Below are 12,361 nucleotides of genomic sequence, written 5' to 3'. Positions count from 1 at the left end.
GCTTGACTCCCTTCTATCTACTGCTGGCCGTCGCGACCCTGATCATTGTCGCGATGTTGGTCTCCGTATTGCGTGGACGCGGCACGCGCCTGCGCGGGGAGCCGTTCGAGCGACGGCCGCTGTTGTCGGCGGATGAGCTGCGCTGTTACCAGATGATCTCGGAAGCGGCTGGGGATGCCTATCGCGTTTGCCCCAAGGTCGCGGCGTTATCGCTGTTGCGGCCTCTGCCGCGTATGGGTCGGGACCAGCGGCGGTTGGCGCAGGGGCTCTTGGCTGAGGGCTGGGCGGATCTGCTGATCTGCGCGGCCTCTGACCTCCACCCGTTGGCCGTGGTGCGGTTGCTGCCTGCCAAGTCAGGTCGGGCGCAACGCCGGATGGCAGTGCGCTTGCGAGCGGCCTTCGCGGCCGCTGGCATGCCCGTCATCGAACTCACGGTGGGCGATCTGCCGTCTGCGGAGCGCTTGCGTGGGCTGGTTGCGGAGGCGATCGCGATGGCCGATGTGCGCCTGGTCGCTCTTGCCGAGCCGGCGAGTGGCGAGGATGAGGATGCGCTCCTATCCGATCTCGCCGCGGCCATGCGCGACCCGGATGGACGCGTTAGCCGCTGATGTCCGGGCTGGGGTCGAGCCAGAGGCGACCTTCGCACAGCTCGAGCCGGTAGGTGCGGATGGGCTCATCGGCCGGCTCATCCTCGGGTGCGCCGGTCTCGAGGCTGAAGCGGCTGCCGTGCAGTGAGCATTTGATCCGGTTGCCATCCAGGCAGCCATAGGAGAGCGGATAGTCCTCGTGGCTGCAGTTGTCTTCGACGGCATAGAAGCGGTCATCGACCCGGGCGATGATGTATGGCTTACGTGCCACCTCGACGCGGATGAACTTGCCGGGCGAGATCTCGTCGGCCTTGGCGACCTCGACGAAAGGTGATTCCATCAGTGTCAGTCTCCTGAGTGAGTAGCTGTCTATTGTTTACTTCCCGATGAGCGCACTGCAGTGACCTCAAATCAGGAAGAAGTTGATGGACAGTGTCTTGGCGCAGGCTTGCTTAGCGCAAGCGCCGAGCGGCTGCGCCTGAGTCGAGCGCGGCGCGGATGCGATCGGCGCCGGCGGCGATGGTCTGCTCGCGTCCCAGGTGCCAGAGCACCAGTGCGCCGGAGAACACCAGGCTGTCGTAGGTCGGGCCGCGTTGGCCTTCTAGCGCCGCCATGCCGGCTTGTGCGGCTGCCTTCGCAGTGGCGGGAACATCAACAGCGACGGCGATATCGTCATTCGGACGGCTGGCGGTGGGCAGATCGTCGGGCAGTGGCACCGCGCGCACATTTTGCTCGATACCGATCTCGGCTGGATTGATATCGAACGATTGCTCCTCGCCGAATTGCTGATAGTTGAAGCAGACGCCGTTCTGCCGCAGCGAGGGCACGATGCCGCCCTCGACGCCGCGCACCAGTAACGCGGAGTCGAACCCGGCGTGGCGGGCGAGCAGGGCATAGATGCGCGGATAGGGCTTGTGTACATAACCGGTGACTAGGTGGGTCTTGTTGCGCCCGTGGATCGGCCGCGCCAGCACCTCGACCGTGGTAATGGCCTGGCGCTTGACGATGGTGCTGCGCAGCGGCACCAGGTCATGCAGCTTCGGCGCAAAGGCGCGTTGGTCGATATAGGTCCAGCCGATCGCCGGGTCCGAGACGCGTGCAGCCGCCTCGGCTGGGCTGAGATCGACGGGCAGGCCGGCCGCTTCCAGTACGTGGCGATGCGTGACCCCGAACTTAGGGCCGACCGCATCAACGCCGTGCGACACCGCCGCCACGCCGCACTCGGCCAAGAGTGGCGCGAGGAAGGGGGAAGACGGTAGACAGCGGTTGTAGCCGTCATAGGGATCAGCGAGGTCAACCACCTCGTCGACCTCGGCCACCACATGATCAGTCGCATCGCGCACGGCATCGAGGATGCCGCGCTGCTCATCATCGGTCTCGCGCTTCATGCGCAGCGCGATCAGGAAGATACCGGCCTGGACGGGATCGACAGCGCTGTCCAGGATGGCATTCATACCGAGGCGCGCCTCATCGAGCGAGATGTCCTTCGACAACTCCGGGCCAGTGGCAATGCGTTGCAGGATCGAGCGCATCGAGCGTTGGGTTTCGTTCATGAGTGGGGACATCTCGTTCAGGCTGAAAAGTGGTATCTGGAAAGATGGGTGATGACTGGCGCGCCGCGCTGAAGCGCAAAGCTCGGGGTTTGTAGGGCTGTGTTCAAGGCGTCGTGCGAGGTCCGTGGACCTGAGAGGTTGCGTTGAGCGCCGGCATCAATCGCGCCAACGCTTCAGGAGATCAGCATAGGCATCGATGCGTCGGTCGCGCAGGAACGGCCAGATGCGGCGCACTTGCTCGTTGCGGGTTAGGTCGATCTCAGCAACGAGCAGGCTCTCCTGGTCGGACGGAGCGCGCGCCAGGATCTCGCCCTGCGGGCCGCAGATGAAGGAGTTGCCCCAGAACTGGATGCCATCTTTGGGATCAGTCGCGCCCGGAGCCGACTCAAACCCAACCCGATTGCAAGCCAGTAGCGGTAATCCGTTTGCGATCGCGTGACCGCGCTGCACTGTCATCCAGGCATCCAACTGGCGCGCCTGCTCGGCAGCATCATCATTCAGATCCCAGCCGATGGCAGTCGGATACAGCAGCAGCTCCGCCCCGGCTAGCGCCATCAAACGCGCCGCCTCCGGAAACCACTGATCCCAGCAGACCAGCACTCCAAGCCGGCCCACAGCCGTGTCGACGGGCTCAAAGCCCAGATCGCCAGGTGTAAAGTAAAACTTCTCGTAGAAGCCGGGATCATCCGGGATATGCATTTTTCGATACACGCCCGCTAGGCTGCCATCCGCGTCTAGGACGACCGCCGTGTTGTGATAGACACCCGGCCCTCTGCGCTCAAACACCGAGCCGACGATGACTAGGCGATACTTCGCGGCAATGCTACCTAGCCAGTCGGTGGTGGGGCCAGGAATCGGCTCTGCTGAATTGAATCGGTTCGTGTCCTCGGTTTGACAAAAATAGTCGCCGTTGTGGAGTTCAGGCATTACGAGCAGGCTGCAGCCAGTCGCAAGGGCGGCGCGCTTGGCTTGACGCTCGATACTATCAGTTTGACGACTGGAATCCTGTTGATTGCGAATCTGTATCAGTGCTGTTTTAATCATGGGTAAATATGGTTGGGCAGCGACGCAGTAACTCAAGCGTACTCTAGCTTCCACTAAGTACCTGCATTACTACAAACGCTTGCTGCGAGTCGCTCTAGATCGCCGAGCACAACAAAATGTTGAAAATGGCACTCTGTTCTCATTTTCTGAAGCCAGAGCGCATTTTCGACATCGGCTAGAATCCGTCTAAACTATACTTGTGAGGAGGTAAAATAATAACTGAGGTGCTAGCAAGTGGGACAAGTGGGATTAGTAAATTTACTGGGGCCTGTCCCGCTTGATGTGGCTAGTTGTACTAATCATATAGATATTAATGGCAATGGCTAAAAAATTTGCAGTTCGTGATCAGGGGTTTACGCTAATTGAAACAATGATTGTCGTTGCATTGATTGGTATACTGACGGCCATAGCGATTCCCTCTTATCAGTCATATATATTAAAGGCGCGTCGCGCAGATGGGCAGGCAGCGATTGGACGCGTTCTGATTGAGCAGGAAAAGTACCGCACTGGCCACACAATTTACAGCTCTAACCTGAGTCAGGTCGGATTTTCGGCAGGAGTTGGTGGAAGCTACCTTTCTTCAGATGGTCACTACAGTTTATCACTCTCTGATGTGACGGCAACCGGTTTCACTGTCAACGCTACGCCGAGAGGCCAACAGGCTGATGACAGCGACTGCAATACTTTAACCCTGGTTTTGGCAAGTGGTGGAGCGGTGACTTACGCTAGTGGTGGTTCGACCACCACCGATGTGAATGGTTGCTGGAAGAAATGAATAGTGTTGGCAGAATCTCCGTGCCCCCGTACTCTATACCTGTTCGTGGCTATAGCTTGCTTGAAACAATAGTTACGATTGCAGTCCTTGGAGTATTAGTGACTCTTGCTGCGCCAACGTTCACCGCATTAATTGCTAAAAATCGCGTGCTTGCTGCTGCGGAAACAATACTTTCAGACCTACGTTGGGCTCGCTCTGAAGCGATTAAGCGAAATGTGAAAGTGCGCGTTGTGTTTGACCCAGGTAATCCTTGGTCATACAGAGTGTACGCTGATCCTGGGTCTGCCAATACTCTGATTAAGACCTTCAATGGGACAACTTTTCCTGGCTCAACGCTGACATCGGCGAGTTTCGGAAGTGGCTCATACACTACTTTTGATCCGATACGGGGTATCAATCCCAACAATGGTAGAGTTGTACTTGACATGGATGATTTTAGCGCAACCGTAACCGTCAGCACCCTTGGACGCGCTCGCATTTGTGATGCACCTGGAGGGTATGAGCCGTGTCCATAAGTCCGCGAGTCGAAAATGGTGCCACACTGATTGAGCTACTGATAGGAATGACTGTCGGACTACTAGTTACAACAGGTGCGCTTGGAATACTTATCCTATCGCTCCAGGCGCAGAACGATAACATAAAGCTGGCCCGACTGAATCAGGACTTGCGTGCCATGCTGGATATAATGGTTCGGGATATCCGACGTGCTGGTTTTGTAACCAATGATCCAGAAAATAATCACGATCTAATTGATCCCAATTCATTTTTCAGTACGATGCCGGGAGGGGCTACGACTGAAATCGCTATCTATAGTTATGGCGCTGGTAATGCGAACTGTTTCGTTTATGCTTACAATCGCAATCTGAATGATACCGTTGATTCAAACGAACGTTATGGCTTCCGACTTGCGAACAATGGAGAGTTAGAAATGCGCCGTAGCGGCGATACCAACGAAAACTGTTCCAATGGGTCATGGGAGACATTGACTGAGCCAGAAGTTGAGATTACGGGTCTATCTTTCGTGCTTTCATCAAACAGCCTGAACGTAACTAGCATGATGACGGATACCGATGGCGATGGCTGTTTGGATGGTGATGACCAAAATCCTAATGTGGCTTCCAATCCATGCGATACTGGAAACTATGGTAACGGTGTGTGCAACTCGGGTGAGGCTTGCAATACCTGTACTCGCGATGGCAGTCCCGATCCTGCATGTCTTTCTGTACGCTCAGTCAATATCGTAATAAACGGTCGACTTAGGGGTGATGAAAGTGTGACGCAAACGTTGAGCGAACAAGTACGTATTCGCAACGATCGGTTCATTCCAGCGGTGCCCTAACCGGTATGACTCAGGAGTTGTGATTATGTTGCCTCTTGTCGCAGGTGTAAAAGAAAGTCAACGAGGAGCGGCGACGTTGCTTTTGGTGCTAATGCTTACTACGGTCGTCGCTATTGCGACCTTGGCCACGACGTCAGTCGGCATCATGGAACAGCGAACTGTCGGTAACGAGTTGAGGGCTCGGGAAGCTCAAGAGGCCGCTGAAGCGGGACTTGAATTTGCTGTGGCCTGGGCAGGTGCAAACCTAATTCCCTGGCCGAGCGGTGGCAACACTATTAGTTGCCCCGGGGAGGACGGTTGTCCGACGTTTGCTAGTGTTTCTGGGTCGAGTTCGGGTGAAACTTACAGTCTATCTGTAATTTACTCGCGCACTGATCCTGACGCGGCATATGTCAAAGTTTCCGCAACCTCGGCAGGCAACGCCGATGGTGCGCTGACTGCGACGGTAGAGAGGCATATCAAGCAATTGCCGAAAGAGCTTTTCGCTTTCGAAGCAGAAATGCCGCCACCTATGGTACTCGCTGGCTGTATGACGGATCCGACTGGTAACCCTGACGTCTATATCTTGGATGAAAACAACATTGCGGTTGCCACTGGCTCAATAGCAGACACTTCGTGCTTGCCGGAAGGGCATTTCACCGCAAAGACGTGGATCGATAACGATGGTGGCGGCTACAAAGATGGCAGCGATACCATTGGGACTACTACCTTTAACCGCAGTTCATTCTCGGGTTGTCCTTCAGCAAGTTGCTCATGGAACGCGATGTTTAAGATGGCACTGCAAGATGCCAAGGATGCAGCCACAGATGCTGGGCATGTCTTCAGCAGTATTCCTTGTGGTGCGGCAGTATCGCCACCGTCGATTTATGTAGTGAATAACAATGGCCCGATTAATGCGGCGGACATATCAGGCTCATGCTCTGGGGCGGGCGTAGATAGCGACACGATTGGCGCACCCGGAGAGCCTGTCTTGCTGATCTTTCCGAGTTCGAGCGGATGCCCTAAGTTTAATGGGGGTATGACCGTCTACGGGATCATCTATTTCGAGACGACGACCAGTTGTGACACGAATGGTTGGGGCGGCATGACAGTATATGGCTCTGTTATTTGGGAGGGCGATGTCTATAAGCCTAACGCAAATACAGAATTTGTTGAGGTAGACTACCAGTTACTCGGCGATCTCAACGACGTCTTCAACATGCACCTGGACTCTGCGGCCTATGTGCCTGGAACCTGGAAAGACTTCTAGACAATGATGATGAAACCGATGTGGGTAAGAGTAAGTGGTATCACAATCATTGAGGCGTTGATTGCACTCGTCATTGTTGGCGTTGGTATGCTCGGGTTAGTCAAGCTTCAAAGCCAGAGCATGATGGCGCTAGGAGATAGCAGGACAAAGACACAAGCCCTAGCTTTGGCGCAGGACAAGATCGAAGAACTGCGTGGCTTTGTAAATTACAGCGTTTACGAAGTATATTCTGATAGTGCTAGTGATGATTTCTCTGGGGTTAATGCGTCTTTGACCCGGGCCTGGACGATAAGTGATTGTCCAGGTTCGGTTGAATGCAAGCAGGTGAATGTCTCAGTTGTTTGGAGTGATCACAACGGTGATCAGCAAGAAGTAGTTTTGACTTCTTATATTGCCGGTATAGATCCCGTAAAGGCGGGCGTGACATTGGCGATGATTCATGGTGCAGGTCCAAACCCGGATGATCCAAACCCGGATGATCCAAACCCGGATGATCCAAACCCGGATGACCCAAACCCGGATGACCCAAACCCGGATGATCCAAACCCGGATGATCCAAACCCGGATGACCCAAACCCGGATGACCCAGGTGCTATGGTTTTGTGCAGTTGCTTTTTTAAGAATCAGGATGGCTATTCGCTGATAGGCGATAATCCAGCTGGATGCTCTGTGTCATGTTGTGAGAGTAATGTGGACGTTAGGAATAATGTTGGGTTCCAGATTAGCTGTCCGAGTTTATAGTTTCGACAATAAGTGTTCGAAAAGCATTTAAAGCTTTGGGTGGGGCAGTGGCTTTTAGCAAGTTAATCGATTTTCTTCTTTTGAATATTTAGCGGCTTAGATGCGCCGACGTTATGAAAAATTGGTGTTTTGTGCACTTGAGCGATGCGCCTTCTATAAATTAGCTGGATCCTTAATGTGTGTTTACGACAAGAGGAATGGGTACCTCTTCAAGTATGTAAGTCTTGAAGAAGGGATTGCCTTGCTGGTCGGCGCCAAAAAAAGCCGCACCCGAAGGTGCGGCCATAAGCGTGATATGACGGTGCTTGGAGCGCCGTGTCATCCGGCCTCTAGTTGACCGCGATCGTTTGCTCGTAGTCGGCGATGAGCACTGGGTCGGTGAGATCGGTCGGTAGATGGTCGAACTTCTTCACGAGACCTGGCCAGAGCAGGTTGTAGAACAGCTCGCCGCGGACTAAGACAACACCCTCGGCCGGGATGTCGTAGACCAGTTCGCGTTCTTCATGGGGCTTCAGGCGGGTATCGTCGCCGGGCTTGGTGGCCGTCGGCGGGGGGGCGGGCATCCCTTCATCGTCGGTGATGGAGTACGAGAAGTAGGCCTGCGGATCGGACTTGGATGGGTGCCCTTCGGCGTTCTGCCAGACGACATTGCCTTGATCGTCATAAGCCGTCAGCTTGAGGAACAGGTTGCGGAACGGCGCGCCGGTTGGCATCGCGTGCGGCAGTTGGTTCTTGAGATAGACGGTGGTCTTGAGGATGTCGCCGTCTTCAACCGCGTTGACATCAAACACCACGGCGCGCTTGAGCATGGCGGGGTCATGTCCACCGCCCATGCTGTGGTCGGCCATGCCGTTGGCGATGGGCATGTGGCAGGACAGACAGTTCACTTGGGAGCCACTGGCCATGTACTCGTTGCCGGTCTGACAGAGCGGGACGCCATGCGGGTTGTTGCGTTGGTCGTGGCAGCCCATGCAGGCGTCTGAGGTCTTCATCAGCCGTGGGTTGGCTTCCATTGCGAGTGCCGGGATCTCTTCCCCTTCGTATTCAACCGGCTCACCGAGGTGCGGATTCGGCTTTTGCGAGCTGTCGGCCAGCCCTGCACCGCCAAATAGGTCGTCACCGGCTGAAGCGAGCTTGCTGACGCCGTCGTTGATGCCTGCAGGTGCTTGCAGGATATCGGAGACCTCATAGGCTTTGAGCCCGAGCTGCAGCTTGCCGTCTTTGCCCTGAATGCCCTTGTAGCTCTTGAGCGTGTGACAGGCAACGCAGTTGACGCCCTCGCTGTACGCGGCCATTGCGTCGAGCTTGGTGGTCTTGTCGATCGCGGCGTTGGGCGCATGGCACTGGAGGCAGATCGGATACTTGCCAGAGGCCTTGTGCAGCACGCCTTCTTCGGTCGGCGAGCCGGCGACCATTTGGTAGAAGGTGCCATGGATGGGGTCTTTGAGCGCGGTGCTATTGGCATGCATCGAACCCTTCCACTGCTTGTAGATGTCTTGGTGGCAGTTCGCGCAGACCTCAGCTGACACGTGATGGATCGACTCGCCTTCGGCTGCGATGACGAAGCTGGGAAGGGCCAGCAGGGCGAAGAGCAGGGTCGTGACGACGGAATGGATGCACGTGGGACGTGACATCATCAGCATCCTCCTTTGGATCTCAGGCTTTGGTTTTCTCATGTCTGGTACGACTGCAATAGTCATGGACATTCTTTCGTGCCTGACCGCTCGCGAACATGCTTAGGATCAATACTCTGCATTGCCGCTCTTTCGGGATGCTGCTGTAATCCTCTGCGATCAATGGTGACTGAACTACCTTGATCAGTTAATTAGCAAATAAGTATCCGCTTATTCCATGATGCTTATTGCTGCGAGACGTTTTTTATTTGACGCGTGTTGCATCGCGATCACGAGGCCTGATCAAAATGAGATTGCTGTCGCTCCCTTCGCCTGGCTTGTTGGCCAAAACCCTTTTATTTGTCCTGTTATTCGGCTGTCTCGGGCAGGTGGTGGCCGTCAAGGTTGCCTTGGACCCAGATAACTGGGGACATCCAGAGGGCGAGAATTGTGTGAGCTGCCATGAAAAGGCCTCACCCGGGTTGGCGCAGCAGTGGCATGACAGTGCGCATAAGGTGGCGGGCGTGAATTGCATGGACTGCCACCAGGCCGAGCAATCAGACGCGGACGCGATCGAGCACGAGGGGCAGATCATCGCGACCATCGTCTCGCCAAAGGACTGTGGGCGCTGTCACGAGCAGGAATTCAAGGAGCAGGCGGGATCAGTGCATGCGGAGGCCTATGCGATCATCAAGGATCGGATTCCAGCGCTGGCCCACAATATGACTGGATCGGCGATGCAAGCTGCCGGCTGTGATCAGTGCCATGGCTCGCTGGTCAAGGTGCGCGGCGACGGTACCCTGGACCCGGCGACCTGGCCGAATTCAGGCATCGGTCGCATCAATCCTGATGGCTCGAAAGGCTCCTGCTCCTCTTGTCATGGCCGTCATGCCTTCTCGAAGGCCCAGGCGCGCGAGCCGAGTGCCTGCGTGCGCTGCCATTCAGGGCCGGATTCGCCCGACAAAGAGGTCTTTGAGGCGTCAAAGCACGGCATGCTCTATGCCGCGCAGCGCGAGCAGATGAATCTCCACGCCGATACTTGGGTTGCCGGTCAGGACTACACCGCAGCACCCACGTGTACCACCTGTCACATGGGTGCCGCGGGCAAGATCCCGACCACGCATGATGTCGGACTCAGGAACGCCTGGAATCTGAATCAGCCGGTGTCTTACCAACAGTATCTGGTGCTGTTTGAGGACGGCAGTAAGCTTGAGCTGCCGGCTACTGAGAAGGCGCCGAAGCGCGGCACTGAGCTTGAGAAGGCTGACGGAACCATGGCCAAGGTCAAGGCCGTGATCACGCCAGATCGGCGTCGCAAGGTGATGAGCTTGGTTTGCCTGGAGTGCCATGGAAAGGGGTTTACCGACGCCTTCATGACCCAGTTCGATAACGTGGTCGAGCTGTACAACAGCAAGTTTGGCGAGCCGGCTGAGGCGATCATGGCGAGCCTTTACGAGCGTGGTCTGCTGACACCGCTACCCTTTGATGAGCCGCTCGAGTTTACCTATTGGGAGCTTTGGCACGACGAAGGTGCGCGCGCCCGCCATGGTGCCTCGATGATGAGCGCCAATCATGCCTGGTGGGAGGGGATGTACCTGGTCGGGCGTAATTTCTACAGCCGCTTCATTCCGCAAGCGCGAGCGGTGGCTGGTGAGCAGGCGGCAGAGCTGATCGATCCGGTGTTGGCTAGCACGGGTCAACATGAGTGGCTTGGGGAGCCGCAGCAGGCCAATCCGATCCTCGGTTGGATGCCGCCTCCGGCGCCAGCAGCCCCGCCAGTCGAGCCGCCAGTCGAGCCGGCAGAAGTCCCGGCAGCAGCCATGCAGCTGGCTCCGGCAGCGGCTGCCGCTGCCGCTGAGAACGAGGAGGCGGCCCAATGATCAAGCTTCAGGCGCCTCACTTCATCACCCGGCATGTGCTCTTCGCGCTGGTGGCCGGCGGCATTGGTGGTGTTGTGTTTATGTTCTTTCTACTCGAGTTCGATCACTACACGAGCTCGAATGAGTTCTGCACCACCTGCCACTCGATGACTTATGCCGATGACAGCTATCAGTCGACACCGCACTACAACTCGCCGTCTGGGGTGCGTGCGAGCTGTGGCGACTGCCATGTCTCGGAAGGCATCATCATGGCTACCTACGATCATGCGATCGGCACCAAGGACCTAATCAAGCAACTGTTCGGGCCCGATTACGATGACCCGGTGGTGAACCTCCTGCATCTGCCAGAGGCCGCATTTGCGGCCCGAGACTGGTTTCGCAAGCGGGATTCGGCGACCTGCATGCGCTGCCACACCCTAGAGGCGATTCAGGGCGTTCGGGCCAATACAGCGGCGATCCACCAAGAAGAGACGGGCGGCAAGACCTGCGTCGACTGCCATTACAACCTGGTGCATCGGCATGTGCCGAGCGAGCAGACCTTTAAGCGCGAGGCTTGGAATGCAATGGTCGAAGAGGAGTTTGGGCTTGAGCCGGGCACTGCGGCTCAACTGCTGAGTAGCGAGTAACTTTGAGGACCACTGTCGTGCGATCACCGGGAAGGGGGAACGCGGAAAGCTGCTTAGCGGGCAGGACAGCTGCTTAGCGGGCAATCGGGTCCGGCGCTCAGCCCGAGACGCGCTGCGGCAGGGCGTCCTCGAGAATGCCTTCCTCGCCTTCTGATTTGGCGATGATCACAGCGCCTGCTGAGTCGCCGGCGACGTTGACCGCAGTACGCATCATGTCAAGGATACGATCGACGGCCAGGATCAGGCCGATACCCTCGAGCGGCAGGCCGACGGCGGAGAGGATGATGGCGATTGCGACCAGGCTGGCGGCAGGGATGCCAGCAACGCCAATCGACGTCATTAGTGCCAGCAGCACGACGGTAAACTGCGTCGCCAGGCCGAGCTCGATGCCATAGGCCTGGGCGATGAACATGACCGCGACGCATTCATAGAGCGCAGTGCCATCCATGTTGACCGTGGCGCCGAGCGGCAGCACAAAGCTGCTGGTCTTGTTCGAGACGCCGGCATTCTTCTCGACGCATTCCATGGTCAGCGGCAGGGTGGCCGAGGAGGAGGCGGTCGAGAACGCGGTCAGCAGCGCCGGGCTGACGGCTCGATAGTGTCGCAGGGGACTGACGCCACCGAGGAACCGCAGCAGCAGCGGCAGAGTGACGGCGAAATGGATGCCGAGTGCGATGACGACGGTGAAAAAGAATAATGCCAGCGGTCCAAAGGCCTCGAGGCCGGTGCTGGCGACGGTCTTGGCGACCAGCGCAAAGACGCCGAGCGGCGCGAAGCGCATGACCAGATCGGTGATCTGCATCATGATCTGAAACATGCCGTTGAAGGGTAGTGTTATAGATATGTACCTGCTGCCTACTGAATTATTAGCCCAAACTCGTAGCGATTGATGAATAGGCCGATGACAATGTCATGCATCTTTTCAAGTTTAGAGAAACAGATTGTCTTTCTTGC

Annotated in this window: 13 protein-coding genes and 1 pseudogene; 8 read left to right on the top strand and 6 right to left on the bottom strand. The window is 56.7% G+C overall.

Annotated elements, in window-relative coordinates; genetic code table 11:
* The first annotated feature begins 2 nt into the window (after positions 1 to 2).
* Positions 3 to 608, top strand: coding sequence for a DUF2726 domain-containing protein (locus CKO42_RS11525; protein WP_200243957.1), 606 nt, complete (start codon positions 3 to 5; stop codon positions 606 to 608).
* On the opposite strand, the gene CKO42_RS11520 is transcribed toward CKO42_RS11525, so the two are convergent.
* The 3 genes from CKO42_RS11520 to CKO42_RS11510 form a co-directional block, all read right to left on the bottom strand.
* On the bottom strand, positions 598 to 927 hold the full coding sequence (locus CKO42_RS11520) for a Rieske (2Fe-2S) protein (protein WP_200243955.1): 330 nt from the start codon (positions 925 to 927) through the stop codon (positions 598 to 600). The two genes, CKO42_RS11525 and CKO42_RS11520, sit on opposite strands and share 11 nt — an antisense overlap.
* Positions 928 to 1,039: 112 nt before the next feature.
* Positions 1,040 to 2,140 carry an anthranilate phosphoribosyltransferase gene (locus CKO42_RS11515; protein WP_200243953.1) on the bottom strand — a complete coding sequence of 367 codons (1,101 nt, stop codon included), beginning with the start codon at positions 2,138 to 2,140 and terminating at the stop codon, positions 1,040 to 1,042.
* A 156-nt stretch (positions 2,141 to 2,296) separates the two neighbouring features.
* On the bottom strand, positions 2,297 to 3,184 hold the full coding sequence (locus tag CKO42_RS11510; RefSeq protein ID WP_207148717.1) for a carbon-nitrogen hydrolase: 888 nt from the start codon (positions 3,182 to 3,184) through the stop codon (positions 2,297 to 2,299).
* 319 nt (positions 3,185 to 3,503) lie between these two features.
* On the opposite strand from CKO42_RS11510, the gene CKO42_RS11505 reads away from it, so the two are divergent.
* From CKO42_RS11505 to CKO42_RS11485, 5 genes are read left to right on the top strand one after another with little or no spacing between them, the layout of a single operon-like run.
* Positions 3,504 to 3,959, top strand: coding sequence for a type IV pilin protein (locus tag CKO42_RS11505; protein WP_200243950.1), 456 nt, complete (start codon positions 3,504 to 3,506; stop codon positions 3,957 to 3,959).
* Positions 3,956 to 4,474: a GspH/FimT family pseudopilin gene (locus CKO42_RS28500; RefSeq protein WP_420844290.1), complete on the top strand. Its 519-nt coding sequence runs from the start codon at positions 3,956 to 3,958 to the stop codon at positions 4,472 to 4,474. Before CKO42_RS11505 ends, CKO42_RS28500 begins: the two co-directional genes overlap by 4 nt.
* Entirely contained in the window at positions 4,465 to 5,298 is an 834-nt protein-coding gene (locus tag CKO42_RS11495; protein ID WP_200243937.1) for a PilW family protein, read from the top strand. Before CKO42_RS28500 ends, CKO42_RS11495 begins: the two co-directional genes overlap by 10 nt.
* Before the next feature lie 25 nt (positions 5,299 to 5,323).
* The gene (locus CKO42_RS11490; protein ID WP_200243935.1) at positions 5,324 to 6,547 is read left to right on the top strand and encodes a PilX N-terminal domain-containing pilus assembly protein; all 1,224 of its coding nucleotides are present in this window, start codon (positions 5,324 to 5,326) and stop codon (positions 6,545 to 6,547) included.
* Between the two features lie 3 nt (positions 6,548 to 6,550).
* On the top strand, positions 6,551 to 7,288 hold the full coding sequence (locus CKO42_RS11485) for a type IV pilus modification PilV family protein (protein ID WP_200243932.1): 738 nt from the start codon (positions 6,551 to 6,553) through the stop codon (positions 7,286 to 7,288).
* 329 nt (positions 7,289 to 7,617) lie between these two features.
* Here the strand turns inward: CKO42_RS11485 and CKO42_RS11480 are convergent, their stop codons facing one another.
* The gene (locus CKO42_RS11480) at positions 7,618 to 8,922 is read right to left on the bottom strand and encodes a cytochrome c family protein (protein WP_200243928.1); all 1,305 of its coding nucleotides are present in this window, start codon (positions 8,920 to 8,922) and stop codon (positions 7,618 to 7,620) included.
* 320 nt (positions 8,923 to 9,242) lie between these two features.
* Here CKO42_RS11480 and CKO42_RS11475 point away from each other — a divergent pair, with 320 nt between their 5' ends.
* Both CKO42_RS11475 and CKO42_RS11470 read left to right on the top strand, forming a co-directional pair.
* Entirely contained in the window at positions 9,243 to 10,781 is a 1,539-nt protein-coding gene (locus tag CKO42_RS11475) for a multiheme c-type cytochrome (RefSeq protein ID WP_242479317.1), read from the top strand.
* Positions 10,778 to 11,407, top strand: coding sequence for a cytochrome c3 family protein (locus tag CKO42_RS11470; protein WP_200243920.1), 630 nt, complete (start codon positions 10,778 to 10,780; stop codon positions 11,405 to 11,407). Before CKO42_RS11475 ends, CKO42_RS11470 begins: the two co-directional genes overlap by 4 nt.
* Positions 11,408 to 11,504: 97 nt before the next feature.
* Here the strand turns inward: CKO42_RS11470 and CKO42_RS11465 are convergent, their stop codons facing one another.
* Entirely contained in the window at positions 11,505 to 12,224 is a 720-nt protein-coding gene (locus tag CKO42_RS11465; RefSeq protein ID WP_274608907.1) for a dicarboxylate/amino acid:cation symporter, read from the bottom strand.
* 38 nt (positions 12,225 to 12,262) lie between these two features.
* Positions 12,263 to 12,361 (bottom strand): annotated as a pseudogene (locus CKO42_RS28495) (IS1 family transposase); the annotation flags it as partial.

It is taken from the genome of Lamprobacter modestohalophilus (assembly GCF_016583905.1).
Taxonomy (GTDB): Bacteria; Pseudomonadota; Gammaproteobacteria; order Chromatiales; family Chromatiaceae; genus Lamprobacter; species Lamprobacter modestohalophilus.
The sequence above is the reverse complement of the archived record's forward strand: the minus strand, read 5'-3'. Positions and strand labels throughout refer to the sequence as shown.

Coding starts and splice junctions, on each gene's coding strand:
- CKO42_RS11510 (WP_207148717.1), bottom strand. CDS start 3,184: ATGATTAAAACAGCACTGATACAGATTCGCAATCAACAGGATTCCAGT.
- CKO42_RS11490 (WP_200243935.1), top strand. CDS start 5,324: ATGTTGCCTCTTGTCGCAGGTGTAAAAGAAAGTCAACGAGGAGCGGCG.
- CKO42_RS28500 (WP_420844290.1), top strand. CDS start 3,956: ATGAATAGTGTTGGCAGAATCTCCGTGCCCCCGTACTCTATACCTGTT.
- CKO42_RS11515 (WP_200243953.1), bottom strand. CDS start 2,140: ATGAACGAAACCCAACGCTCGATGCGCTCGATCCTGCAACGCATTGCC.
- CKO42_RS11465 (WP_274608907.1), bottom strand. CDS start 12,224: ATGTTTCAGATCATGATGCAGATCACCGATCTGGTCATGCGCTTCGCG.
- CKO42_RS11485 (WP_200243932.1), top strand. CDS start 6,551: ATGATGATGAAACCGATGTGGGTAAGAGTAAGTGGTATCACAATCATT.
- CKO42_RS11480 (WP_200243928.1), bottom strand. CDS start 8,922: ATGTCACGTCCCACGTGCATCCATTCCGTCGTCACGACCCTGCTCTTC.
- CKO42_RS11505 (WP_200243950.1), top strand. CDS start 3,504: ATGGCTAAAAAATTTGCAGTTCGTGATCAGGGGTTTACGCTAATTGAA.
- CKO42_RS11470 (WP_200243920.1), top strand. CDS start 10,778: ATGATCAAGCTTCAGGCGCCTCACTTCATCACCCGGCATGTGCTCTTC.
- CKO42_RS11520 (WP_200243955.1), bottom strand. CDS start 927: ATGGAATCACCTTTCGTCGAGGTCGCCAAGGCCGACGAGATCTCGCCC.